The following is a 14,681-nucleotide window of genomic DNA, read 5'->3' on the forward strand; positions in this document are numbered from 1 at the left end:
ATGAACAAGATGACCTTTTCCGACATGCGTGACGGCCTTGCCCGGCGTTTGGGCGGCATGTCGGAGCTTTCCGGCAGCTTCAGCGAACGCAAGCGCGCCGCGCTCCGCACCTCGACCATGCTGTCGCACCGGATGACGATCGAAGCGCTCGAGCCACGCCTGCTGCTGAGCGCCGATGTCCCCCCGATCGTCGGTCGCATCGATGTCGCGGGAGAGGTCGACAGCTATGTCATCGATATCAAGGAAACGTCGAAGTTCCTGTTTGATTCACTCACCGACACGGATGCGATCAACTGGACGCTGAGCCACGGCGACGGCAAAACCATCGTATCGAACAGGACTTTCGGCGCGTCCGACGGTCGCGACTTCATGGGATCGCCGGTGCTCGATCTGGCGGTCGGCGAATATGCGCTCACGATCGACGGCGCAGCCGACACGACCGGAAACTACGCCTTCCGGCTCCTTGATCTTGCCGACGCCCCGCCGCTGACGCTCGGCGACCGGATTGCCGAGAACAATCCCGGCAAGGAAACTGACCTGTACAGTTTCGATGCGGTCGCGAGCGACAGTTTCTTCTTCGATGCACAATTGTTCTCGGCTGGCGACGGTACGTGGCGTCTGCTCGGCCCCGATGGCGAGCAGGTGATAAGGCCGACCAATTTCGAAGATACCGGGCCGTTCACGCTCGCCCGCACCGGAACATATACGCTTGCGGTTGAGGGCCGAGACAGCAACGCTGCAGGGTTCGATTATGCCTTCACCGTCAATCGCATCAGCCAATCGACAAGCGAACTGCTGCTCGGCCAATCCTATGATGGCATCATCGACGGCGCCGGCAATTCGGCGATTTACAATTTCTCCATCGGCGATCGCAGCCGGGTGCTGTTCGATACGCTGCTGGCGTCGAGCGGCCTCAACTGGACGCTGACCGGCCCGCGCGGCACGACGGTCAGCGCGCGCAGCCTGCTGTCATCGGATTCAGTTGATGGCGATCCGATCGTCATGCTGGTTGCGGGCGACTATCAGTTGCGTATCGCCGGCGCGGGTGCGGCGCAGGGGGCCTATGCCTTCCGTCTGCTCGACCTCGCCGACGCGACGCCGCTGGACTTCGCCGACCCCTTCTCGCGCACCATCGGCGATGGCGGCCTGACCATGCGGCGCGTGCGTGATCCAGGCGCGCCGCTCGATTATTCGGGCATCGAAGACCGGCCGAACCGCAGCTGGCCGGTCGATCGGCAGGCGGATCTGGCGGTCCCGGATTCCGCCGCCCTGCGCTCCGAGCAGATCACCGTGGAAGCATGGGTCAAGGGCGACGGAGAGGATTTCTACGAAGGGCTGGTGGGCAAGACCAGCAGTTCCAGTTGGAGCGATGGTTATGCCATCGTGCGCACGGGCAATACTGTCCGCTTCTTCATCAACCGATGGAATGGGAGCTTTGTCGAGGCGCCGCTCGATGGATCCGATTGGCACCATGTCGCGGGAACCTACGACGGCGCGGCGCTCAAGCTGTACATCGATGGCGCGCTGGTGGCCGAGCAGGCCTCTGCGCTTGCGATCAATCACAGTGCGGCGCCGCTCGCTATCGGCGCCACGCCCAGCGGCGTGTACCAAGCGAGTGGATCGATCGACGAGGTCCGCATCTGGAACGCGGCTCGCACCGCCCAGGAGATTGCCGCCAATTGGCTCGTGCCGCTGACCGGCGCCGAAGCGGGGCTGGTCGGCTATTTTCCCTTCGACGAGGAAAGCGGGCTGACCAGCCTCGATCTCTCTCCCTCGAGCGCGATCGCGACCCAGCGGGCGATCCGGGCGAGCGAGACGCAATTGTTCCGCTTCGATGGCGCGCAGGGCGAACGCATCCTGTTCGACCTGCTCAGCTATACCGGCGACCCGCTCTATGTGCGGGTCTACGATCCCGTTGGTCAGCAGATCGCCGGATCGACCTATCTGGGCGATTTCGAGCTGGCGTCGTTGCCCGCGACTGGCACCTATACGCTGGCGATCGAGGCGCGGGCGAGCAATCGGAACGCTGCGCAATTCAGCGCCGCGCTGCGCCGGGCGAGCGTGACGTCGGCGGCGCTGGAGATTGGCGCCACCGCGTCGGGCAGCATCCTGCCGGCCGAGACCAAAGCTTATAATTTCACCCTCCCCGGTGCGAGCCAGATGGTGTTCGATTCGCTCAGCGCCGCGTCGGGGCTGTCTTGGACCCTGAACGGCCCGCGCGGGGAGGAGGTCAGCGCAAGGTCGTTCTTATCTTCCGACAGCGTAGATGCCTACACGCTCGATGCGCTTGACCTGCCGGCGGGCGATTATGTCCTGCGGGTGGCGGGGCAGGGCAGTTCCGCCGGGGATTTCAGCTTCCGTCTGCTCGACCTCGCCGCTGCCGTGCCGGTGACGCTGGGGGTGGCGGCTAGCGGATCAATCGATCCCGGCAATTCGACAGATGTTTTCACCTTCAATGGCACTGCCGGAGACCGGATCAGCCTGGCTCGGCTCACCACGTCCGCCGAAACCCCGGCCTACGTCCGTGTGCTCGATCCGACCGGGCGGCAGATCTATGCACCCGATTTTTTCAACGGTGACGAACAATTCACGCTGCCGTCGACCGGCGCCTACACGATGCTGATCGAGGCGCGCTACTATACTGCCGCCGCTCAGGACTATACTTTCCAGCTTAATCTGCTGTCCAACACGCCCCCGGCGAGTACGGCGGAGGGATCATCGATCGCCCTCGGTGCGACGGTCAGCGGCACGCTGGAAGCGGCCGACGAGACCGATCTGTTTACCTTCAGCACGACCGGCCCGTCACGGCTCTACATGGACTCGCTGACCTACGATTCGGGCAAGAGCTGGACTCTGGTCGGCCCGCGCGGGGTGGAAGTGGGGCCGTGGACGCTGGCGAACACCGACAGCTACGAGCGCGGCGGCGATCTCTCGATCGATCTGCCGCTGGCGGGCGATTATCAGCTGCGCATCACCGGCACCGCCGGTGCCTACGGCTTCCGCATGCTCGATCTCTCGACCGCAACGCCGATTGCGCCGGCGCCGGCGCCGGCACAGGTGAGCGGGGCGCTGACCCCAGCCAATACCACGGCTGCGTACAGCTTCGCCGGAATCGCGGGCGAGCGGCTGATGCTGGACGTCGTGACTTCGGCCAACGGCTCATTCCGGCTGATTGACCCCTTCGGTCGGCCAGTGTCCGGGACGAGCGGCATCTCCGATCGCAGCTACGACCTGCCGGTGAGCGGCACCTATACGCTGCTGGTCGAAGGGCGCGTGTTCGACACCGCGAGCAGCGATGATTTTGTATTCGTCCTCAATCGCCCGGTCGATCCGGCCCCGGTCGATCTCACGCTCGGCGCCAGGATCGATGGCACGCTGGCGGCGGCGGGGGATCGGCAGCGTTATCGCTTTACCCTGACCGAAGAACGACTCCTGGTGATGGACGCCCTGCTCGAAAGCGCGATCGGCTGGACGCTGACGGGGCCAGAAGGCACGTTGACGAGCGCATTTTCGAACTCGGACAGCTTTGACCGCACCATCCTGCCCCCGGCTGCGCTGGCGCCGGGCGAATACGAGCTGACTGTGGGCGGCAGTGGCTTCGCAAGCGGAGCCTTCGCCTTCCGCCTGCTCGATCTGGCCGCCAGTGCAGTGCCGGTCGCCGGGATGGGCGAACTGTCGGGCGGAACCCCGGATCCGGGCAATGGCACGCGCGTCTATGGCTTCACGGCGGCAGCGGGCGAGACCTTCAGCCTCGATATCGTGACCGCCTCCCCGCGCGCGGCGCTGCGGGTTGTCGATCCATTCGGCCGCGATTTGACCAGGGCATTGGGCTTTTCCGATCGCACCTTCACCGCCGATGCGGCGGGCACTTATTACCTCCTCGTCGAAGGCCGCGTGGGGCACACCGGGACAGAACCCGAGCACAGCTTCCGGCTCGACCGCCCGGTCGATCCCGCGCCGGTGACGCTGGCCCTGAACACGCTGACCACCGCCACCGTCAGCCGCCCGACCGAGCAGACCAGGCTGACCTTCACGCTGACCGAGCCGACCGAGGTCTATCTCGATTCGCTCACCCCCAATACCCAGCTTAACTGGACGATCGCCGGGGTCGGCGGGGCAATCGCCTCGGCGAGCTTCTATTACAGCGATTCCTACGAGAATTACGGCGAGCGGGTGATCCAGCTCGATGCCGGCACCTATACCCTGACCGTGGCGGGCACTGGCTTCAATGTCGGCGCCGCCACCTTCCGCCTGCTCGACATCGGCGCGGCCACCCCGCTGGTCCTGCGCCAGCCGGTCAGCGGCACGATCAACCCGGTGCAGGAAACCGACAGCTATCGCTTCGAGGCGGCAGCGGGCGAGCGGTTCTTCCTCCAGACCTTGCAGAATACCGGCAGTGTCAGCCTGCGGATCATCGGGCCTGACGGGAAGCAGGTGCATGGCCCGGCCGGATTCGACAATTACGAATTCATCGCGAGCAGCGCCGGAACCTACACGATCCTGATCGAAGGCCGGGTGTGGGATACGGTGGCGGAGCGGCCCTATTCCTTCGCACTCTACGATGCCGACAGCCCGGCCAGCGCCCTATCGCTCACCGGCGCCACTGGCGGGCCGGTGCTGACCTCTGGGGTGGTCGGCAATGCGCTGCGAATGGGCGGGCATGAGGAAGTGCGGATCGACAATCCGGCGCTCGATATTCGCGACGACGTCACGGTCGAGATGTGGGTCAATCCCGAATACATGCCCGATGCCTGGGTGCCGCTCGTCTATAAGGGGATCAACGGACAGCGGACCTATTCGGTCTGGCTGAATTCCAACGGTTCGATCTACTTCGGCAGCGCGCGCGGCGGGGCGGAGGATTCACTGCAGACCGCCGGTGGTCTGATCAAGTTCGGCCAGTTCAACCATGTCGCGGCCGTCATGAGCCGCACGACCGGTCTGATGGAAATCTACATCAACGGGGTGCTGGCGACCTCGCGCGCGATCAGCACCGCGATCGGCAGCGGCAGCCCGGACACGCCACTCTATATCGGCGCCTCAGACGAGTATAACGAGAGTTTCCGACGGCTCGAAGGTGTCATCGACGAGGTGCGCATCTGGGATACGGCGCGCAGCGCGGCCGATATCCTGGCCGACATGAATGCGGGTTCGCCGTCGGACGCCAGCGGTCTGGTCGCGCGGCTGTCGTTCGACAATCTGGCGGGCGGCGCCACGACCGAGGCGGTTTCGGGCGCGTCGGTGCCGGTGCTGTGGGATCTGGCGACACTGGCGGGTGCGGTGCAGGGCCGCATCGATGTGCCGGGCGAACAGCGCGTCTACACTTTCACGCTGGCGCAGGCGACCCGGCTGGCGTTCGATTCGCTGCACGACAACAGCAATTTCACCGTGCGGATCGACGGGCCGGAGGGGCTTTCGATCACCCGCAATCTGCGCAATGGCGACAGCACCGAATTCGGCGCGACCAACCCGCTGATCACTACGCCCGCGGGGCAATATACGGTGACCGTCGACGGGACCGGGGCCAGCACCGGCATCTTCGCCTTCCGCCTGCTCGACCTCGCCGGGGCGACGGCGATCGCCACCGACGCGGCCGTATCCAGCACCATCAGTGGCTCGGGCGAGAATAGCGCCTACAAATTCGATGTCAGCGCGGGCGAAGAGCTCTTCATCGACGCGCAGGCCTTCGGCAGCTCGTCCGGCCGCGCGACCTTCCGCCTGTTCGACCCGCTCGGGCGGCAGGTGTTGGGACCGGTCGGCTTCGAGGACCACGCGTTCGGGCAGGTTGCGGTAGGCGGCACCTACACCCTGCTGGTAGAAGGCAAGAGCTGGACGAACTGGCCGATCGATTATCGCTTTGCCGTCTATACCGTGCCGCAGTCCGCCGCGATCCCGGTCTCACTCGACGGGCCGAATCCCGGCCAACCGCTGGTGGTGCCGGGGCAGAGCGGCAATGCGCTGGCGCTCCGCGGGGTGGATCATGTCGAGGTGGCGGACGATCCTGCCATCGCGCCCGCCCGCAACATGACGCTGGAGGGCTGGTTCAAGCTCGACCGCTTCACCAGCACCTGGACCTCGCTGGCGATCAAGGGCAACGATCGCACCGCCAATGCCGCCTATCTGCTGTCGGTCGGCAGCAGTGGCCAGTTGGTGGCGTTGGTGGGCGACAATGCGGGCGACCAGTCGGTCTCGACCGCCGCCGGTTTCTTCGCCACCGGCCAATGGGTCCATGTGGCGATGGTTGCCGACCGCGACGGCGGCACGCTCAAGATCCTCGTCAACGGGATCGAGCAGGCGTCGGGCGCAATCCGCAACTCGAGCAATGTCGATGTCGATGCCCCGCTGCAGATCGGGCGCTACAGCGAGATTGCCACCGATTACGGTTCCTATGAGGGCGCGGTCGATTCGTTCCGCATCTGGGATGTCGCCCGCGGTGCGGCGGATATCCTGGCCGGCATGGCCGACCCTGCGGCGGCGGGGACCGCGGGCCTGACCTATGCACTCGATTTCGAGAGCACGGCGTTGTCCGGCGGGGCGGTGCTGCGCAACCTCAATCCCGACGGGATCAGCGGCCGGATTGCAGTGCCGGGCGAGGTCAAGCGCTACAGCTTCACGCTGGACGAGCGCACGCTGGCGCTATTCGACGGCTTCACCAACAACGACCGGCTTACCTGGAGCTTGACCGGCCCCGAGGGCCAACTGATCCTGAACCGTCGGTTCGACATCTCGGATTCGCGCGATTTCGGTGCCAATCCGGTGATGCGGCTGGAGCCGGGCGATTATGAGCTGACCGTCGACGGTACTGGCGACGCCATCGGCTATTTCAATTTCCTCCTGCGCGATATCGCCGATGCGCAGCCGCTGGCGATGAACACGCTGATCGAGGGCGCCCTGCAACCCTCCAGCGCCAGCGCGCTCTATCGCTTTGCCGGCACTGCGGGCGAGCGCTTCGTGTTCGATGCCATCACCGCCGGCAACGACATAATCTGGCGCTTGATCGATCCGTTTGGCCGCGATGTCTTCTCGGGCAGTCTTGCCGATGTCGATGGGCTGGAACTGCTGCTGACCGGCACCTACACGCTCGCCATCGAGGGCCGCGTCAGCCACGCGTCGAACGCCAATTACGCTTTCCGCGTGTCGCCATTGTCGTTGCAAAGCGCGGCCTACACCGTCGGCCAGCGGTTCGACGCGAGCATTTCGGAGGCGGGCGAGAGCGACCGCTACACGTTCGAGCTGGCCGATCGCACCCGGCTGGTGTTCGACAGCTTCAGCGACGTCAGCCAGGTAAGCTGGACGCTGTCCGGGCCGGATGGCGAAGTGATCACCGCGCGCCAGTTTCACCTTTCCGACGGTATCGATTTCTCGGGCAATCCGGTGCTAGATCTTGCGGCCGGCGAGTGGGTGCTAACGGTCGATGCGACGGGCACATTCACCGGCGATTACGGCTTCCGGCTGCTCGATCTCGCCGATGCCGAGGAGCTGGTGCCGGAAGGAGTCTACAACCGTGTTCTCGGTCAGCTGGGGAAGGAAACCGACCTCTACCGCTTCGACGCGACCGAGGGGATGGTGTTCCGGTTCGATTCAACCACCAGCATTTCGGGCAACAACCGCTGGCGGCTGGTCGATCCCTTCGGGCAGGTGGTGTTCGGCCCCGATGCGGTAACCGACACGCTCTATTACGCCGCGCAACACGCGGGCACCTACACCCTGCTGGTCGAAGGGCGTGATTCCAACGCCGCCGACGTGCCCTACAGCTTCATCTTCGACGTGCCGGTCCAGCCGCTCGCTGCCGGGCAGTCCAGCCAGACCTTCGACAGCGCGGGCCTCCCCTATGTGCTGGTCAATGTCGCGGGCACCGCCGCGCAGGTGCTGGACGACGGGAGCGATGATTTCCTCCGCCTGACCGATACGCTTTCGACGAACAGCCGCAACAATATCTATTTTTCCGCCAATGGCACCGGCCGGCAGGATGCGATCGATTTCGAATTCGATTTTCGCATCCAGAACCGCCCCGGCCAGGCGGTCAATCCCGAAGGGATCACCTTCGGTCTGCTGCCCGTATCGCTGTTCGGCCTTGCCGGCCCCGCCAATGGCGCGGCCGATGCGATCAACACCGCTGGCGCGCTGACCTTCCAGCTCGATACGAATGACGCGGGCACCACCGATCCCGATGCCAACCATCTGCAGATGCACCTCAACGGGCTGAAGCTGCTCGACGGGATCAACCCCGGATTCGATCTGGCCAATGGCGATTGGGGAACGGCCCGGGTGCTGTTGGAACGCACCGGCGGCGGCACGTTCGTCACGGTGCAGATGACCGGCCCCGGCGGCAGCCCGTCGACCGTGATCGATCGGTATTTCCTCGGCGGATACGAGCTGGAAGCGCACCGCGCCTTCCTATCGGCCTTCAACAGCAGCACCGTCACCGGCAATCACGATATCGACAATGTCTCGGTGACGATGACGCCTGCAGCGGAGCCCGCAGCGCCGCTGGTGCCAGGCGAAGTGATCAATGGCACGATTGCGAGCACGGGCGCGATCAACCGCTACGCCTTCACCGTGACCGAGGGTACGCGCATTGCGGTGGATGCGCTGACCAACAACGGCAGCTTCTACTGGCGCCTGACCGGGCCGACGCAGGCCGGGGGGAATGTCGCCTTCACCGCCACCGACAGCTTTGAGGGCCGCAACCGCGATGGCGTGCTCGATCTTGCGTCGGGCACCTACGAATTCCTGGTCGGCGCGACCGGCACGGCGACCGGCAGCTACGCCATCCGCGCGCTCGACCTGGCCGATGCGAGCCCGATCGCGTTGGGGCAGCCGGTCGAGCTGGTGCAGGCACCGGGCAATTCGACCGCCATCTACAGCTTCGCCGGCACTGCCGGGCAGGCGGTCTATTTCAGCCATATCTCCGGCTCGACCACGCCCTATTGGCAATTGGTCGATCCGGCAGGTCGGTCCGTGTTCGGGGCCTCGCAGGTCGGCGACGGCCCGGTCGTTCTGCCGCTCGAGGGCACGTACACGCTGCTCATCGAAGGCCGCATCGACACCAGCTCGCCGCAGACGTTCAGCTTTGCCATTTACGATGTGGTCGAGCAAACCGCCGCGCTCAATCTCGGTCCGGCCATCACAGGTACGCTCGCAAATCCCGGCGAGCGCGACAGCTATGCCTTCACGCTGGAGAACGATGCCCAACTGCTGTTCGATGGGCTGACCAACGACAACCGCTTCGGCTGGACCCTTGCCGGACCCGCCGGAACCATCGCGAGCGGTGATCTCCAGCGGTCGGACGCGTTCAACCGTAGCAGCCTCACATCGATCTTCGCGCTGGCGGGTGACTATGTTCTCACCATCGCGGGCACCGCCGATACGACTGGCGATTACGGTTTCCGCCTGTTCGATCGCGCCGACGCGGAGCAACTGCAACTCGGCGTGCCGACTGCGGGATCGCTCGATCCGGGCAATGGCACGCGTATGTTCGCCTTCGACGTGATGGCGGGCGAGCGGTTCTTCTTCGATGCACAAAGCAGCACTGGAAGCGAAATCTGGCGCCTGCTCGATCCCGATGGGCGGCAGGTGTTCTGGACCAACGGCAACACCGACGAGGGGCCGCTGACGCTTGGCCGGACCGGCCGTTATACGCTTCTGCTTGAAGGTGCGATCGGCGATCTTGTGCCGAACACTTTCCAGTTCCAGGTCACCCGGATCGTCAACCTTTCCGGTAATCTAACGCTCGGCGAGACGTATCAGGGCAGTCTGACGCTGCCTCATCAGGCGACCGAACTGGCCTTCACGCTCGGCGAGGCCGGGTTGGTCTATGTCGATTCCATGACCAACGACAGCACGCTGTCATGGTCGATCATCGGGCCGAACGGTGAAATGGCCTCGCGCGTCTTCCACCAGACCGACGCATCGGCCGTGGAGGACAATCCGGTCGTGCCGTTGGCGGCCGGCAATTATGTGCTGCGGATCGTCAGCAGCAATGTTTCCCCGCGCGACTTCGCGATCCGCGTTAGTGATCTGACGCAGGGGCAGACGATCACCCCCGGCCTCCCGGTGACCGGCACGCTTAGCCCGGCAACCGAGACCGAGATCTATCGCTTTGCAGGCACGGCGGGGGAAAACTTCTTCTTCGACCGGCAGAGCCTGTCGGGTGGATCGATCAACTGGCGGCTGATCGGGCCGGGCGGGGCGCAATTGTTCCGCAATGGTTTCGTTGATGTCGAAGGCTACATCCTACCGGCAGACGGAATCTACACGCTTCTGGTGGAGGGGACGATCGGTTCCGGCACCGGGCAGGCCAATTTCGGCTTCGCGGTGATCGAAAACACCGTCGGCGAGCCGGTCGTGATCGATCCGGGCGCCAGTGACGCGCCCGATCTGGTTCCTGCAGAACTTGCGGTGCTCGCCGAGGACGGAATCTATTCGGGCGGCACCGTCACCTTTTCATGGAAGGTGCGCAACACCGGGACCGAGCCGACCACGGGCAGTTGGCAGGACCGGGTGATCGTGCGCAATCTCGATACCGGGCAGGTCATCGGCACCTTCCTGTTCGACGATGCCGGCACCGTCATCGCGCCCGGCGGGGAGCGCCAGCGGCAGGCCGAGATCACGCTGCCCTCGGGCAATGCCGGCGTCGGCAATCTGTCGTTCGAGCTTGCCCTAGATGTCGGCAACACGCTGGCCGAGGGCAATGCCACTGGTACGGCCGAGACCAACAATGCCGCCTCGATCACCGTCGTGTCGACCCTCGCGCCGTTTGTCGATCTGGTGGTGACCGGTCTTACCCCGATGCCTGCGCAGGGCTGGGCTCCGGGTGACACGATCACGCTCAACTGGACGCTGACCAATCAGGGCAACAGCGCCACTCCCACCGGTTTTGCGGAACGGGTGGAGGTGCGCAACACCACCGCCAATGCCACCTTTCTGCTCTCGACCCGCGAGATCGAGCAATCGCTCGGCGCCGGCGAAAGTCTGGCGCGTTCGGTGCAGGTCGTCGTGCCCGCCGGGATCGATGCCCATGGCAATTTCCGCTTCTCGGTGATCGCCGATGTGCTGGCCGAGATTGCGGAGGCCAACCAGTCCGTCACCGGCGAGACCAACAACACCACGCTGATCGACGTCGTATCCGCGCCCGACCTGACTTTCACGAACCTCGCCATCAGCGAGGCGGCGCCGAAGGCCGGCGACAATGTCACCATTACCTGGACCGAGACCAACGCCGGCAACGCCGCCACGCTGCAGGGCTTCACCAGCCGCATCTATATTCAGAACCTCGATACCGGTCAGCTTCTGTCCGACACCGTATTCACCTCGCCGGGCGTTCTGGGGGCGGGCGAAAGCCGAAACCAGAGCCTGGTCTTCGCTTTGCCGCAGGGCGCCGCCGCGGTGGGCCGCCTCCGGGTGATCATCTATGGTGATCGCGGCGAGCGAGGCGGCGCCGGCACCGTGCGCGAGGTCGCCTCGGGGATCAACGCCGAGGCCAATAACGACGCCTCGCTGATCCGCGACATCGCCGCGAGCATCTATCCCGATCTGCGCGCGTCTGGCGTGACGGTGTCTGATGGTGCGACCGGGGGCGGGGAGCTGACCATCGGCTGGACCGTCACCAATGCCGGATCGGTGGCGGCAGCGGCCGACGGCGGCTGGGTCGACCGGATCGTGCTCAGCGCGGATGAAATACTCGGCAATGGCGATGACATCGTGCTGGGAGACATTCCCCGCGCGACCCCGTTGGCAGCGGGCGCGTCCTATGCCGCCAGCGCCACCGTTGCCTTGCCGGGCAATGTCGGCGGAGCGGACTACCGGGTGTTCGTGATTGCCGACGGCGCGGGCGCTGTGATCGAGCCCGATACGCGGGTCGACAATGCGGCCGTTTCCAGTCCGTTCACCATCACCACCGACGCGCCCAACCTGATCGCGGAGGCAGTGTTCGGCCCGAGCGGCACCGTGTCCGGCGGCGAAACCTTCATCGTCAGTTGGCGGGTGCGCAACGACGGCACGGCCGCCGCGCCCGGCGGTCATGTCGATCGCATCGTGTTGTCAGCCGATGACGTGGTGGACGCCGACGATCTCGTGCTGGCCGAGATCACCCGCGAAGCGCCGCTCGCCGTGGGCGGCACCTATTCGGTTTCGGTGCCGATCAGCGTGCAGGATGGCCGCTCGGGCGCTTTCAAATTGATCCTGATGACGGACGCTGGCGGGGCGGTGTTCGAAAATCTCGCCGAGGCCGACAATACCGGCCTGTCCACCCCCATCACCTTCGCCTCCGCGCCTTCCGCCAATCTGGTGGTGGAAGACATCACGGTGCCCGAAGGCGCGGTGCCGGGTCAGAGCGTGCCGGTCACGTTTGCCATCCGCAACACGGGCACCCAGCCGGCGACGGCTCCGTGGACCGATCGCATCTATATCGACGACGACACGACAGTTTCCGGCGCCACCCTGCTGGCGAGTGTCGTACGGACATTCGATCTCGCACCGGGCGAAAGCTATCAGGTCGTGCAGACCGTCACGCTGCCGACCTCGATCGGCGACGACGGCTATCACATCATGGTTCGCGCCGACGCGCTGGGCCAGGTCTTCGAGGGCGGGGCCGAGGCCGATAACGACGGGGCGAGCCTCGAACTGGTGCTTTCGCATCCCGATCTGGTGCCCTCCATGCTGGCCCATGATGGCGGCGAGAGTGCGGAGTCCAACAGCCAGATCGAGGTGCGCTGGCAGATCGCCAACACGGGCACCGGCACCACGCTGGGCGGCTGGACCGATACGCTGTGGCTGAGCCGTGATGATGTGGTCGGCGCGGGCGATATCCGGCTGGGCGATCTGGTGGCCACCGGTCCACTCGCGCCGGGCGAGACTTATGCGGGTGTGCTCGCGGTCACCCTGCCGATCGATGCCCAGGGTGCCTATCGCCTGATCCTGCGCAGCGACAGCGGCGCGCAAGTGGCCGAGCTGAGCGCAGGCGAGGCCAACAACCAGATCGGCGCCGATCTGCAGGTTGGCCTCGCGCCCTATGCCGATCTGGTGGTTGGCGATGTCACCGCCCCAGCGCTGACGATCCAGGATCCGGCGCGGGTGACGGTCGGCTATACCGTCACCAACACCGGCACCGGGCGCGGCTTCAGCGACGAATGGGTCGACCGCATCATCCTCTCTCGCGACGACATCTTCGGCGATGCCGACGATATCGTGCTTGCCAGCTATACCCGCAGCGGTGGGCTCGATCAGGGCGCCAGCTATACGGCGAGCGAGGATCTGATCCTGCCACCCGGCCTGACCGGGCGCTTCACGCTCTATGTCGTCAGCGATGCCACCGGCACGGTGTTCGAAAACGGCAATGAGGTAAACCGCGGCGTGCTCGCCACGCCGTTCGACATTTCCCCCACCCCCTGGGCCGATCTTGTCGTGCCCGAGGTCACCGTGACCGGCGGCACGCAGTCGGGCGGCGAGGTGACCGTCACTTGGGAGGTCGCCAACCAGGGCAATGGCCTGACGAGCAGCGCCAGCTGGAACGACACCGTGTGGCTGGAGAAGGCCGACGGCACCGGTCGCGTCCGGCTGGGGCTGGTCAACCATCTCGGCTTCCTCGAGCCGGGTGACAGCTACGAACGCACCACCAGTTTCACCCTGCCACAGGGGATTTCCGGTGATTACCGGATCGTGGTCGAGGCACCGGGCAGCGCCACGCCGGGCGCCACGTCGGCGCCCTACGAATTCATCTACAGCAACAACAATGCCACCACGTCAGCCAGCTTCACGGTCGCGCTGGCGCCGTCGCCGGATCTTCGCGTCACCAGCATCACGGTGCCCGAAACCGGCCTCGAAGGCAGCGTGATCGATGTCAATTGGACCGTGATCAACGAGGGCGCCGCGACCGCCAATGGCAGCTGGGTCGACCGGGTCTATCTGCGCAAGGTCGGCGATGCGGGCAACGGCACGTTGATCGGTACCTATTCCTACACCGGGCCGCTGGCGGCCGGGCTCAGCTATTCGCGGCGCGAGGAAATGCGCCTGCCTGCCCAGACCAGCAGCGCGTATGAAGTGATCGTCGTCACCGACGCGTCCAATCAGGTCTATGAACACCAGGCCGACGCCAACAACACGCTCGTCGACGATCGGTCGATCCTCGTCTCGATCCTGCCGCGGCCGGATTTGCGGATCGGCGAGATCATTGCGCCCGAGCGGGTCACGGCTGGGGCCACCGCCTCGATCGAGTTCAGCGTCTTCAATCAGGGGCTGAAGGAAGCCAGCGGCACCTGGACCGACCGGGTCTATCTGTCGCTCGACGACCAGATCAGCAGCGACGACCTTCTCGTCTCCTCGCACCAGAACCAGTCGGCGCTCGGTTCGCTCGAGGATTATCGGACGATCTCGGACGTCTTCACCGTCCCCAAGCGCTTTCGCGGCACCGTCTATGTGTTGGTTCAGGCCGACAGCGGCAATGCCATCGACGAATGGCCCAACGACACCAATGCCAGCAATATTGCCGCGCAGGCGATCTATATCGATCCGATTCCCTTCGCCGATCTGGTGGTCGACAATGTCGTGGTCCCCGAGCAGGCGTTCGAGGGCAATACGATCGATGTCCGCTACACCGTCACCAATCGCGGCGCGGGCGAGACCGACAAGGGCACCTGGGCGGAGCAGATCTGGCTCACGCTGGACAAGAACCGCCCGCATCCGGG

Annotated in this window: 1 protein-coding gene (cut by a window edge); it reads left to right on the forward strand. The window is 65.2% G+C overall.

Annotated elements, in window-relative coordinates; genetic code table 11:
- Nucleotides 1-14,681 carry the 5' end (the start) of an Ig-like domain-containing protein gene (locus LLW23_RS08935; protein ID WP_228944753.1) on the forward strand. It continues 23,077 nt past the right edge of the window, so the window shows 14,681 of its 37,758 coding nt (coding positions 1-14,681); the start codon lies at nucleotides 1-3; its stop codon lies beyond the right edge, outside the window.

It is taken from the genome of Sphingomonas radiodurans (assembly GCF_020866845.1).
Lineage (GTDB): Bacteria > Pseudomonadota > Alphaproteobacteria > Sphingomonadales > Sphingomonadaceae > Sphingomonas > Sphingomonas radiodurans.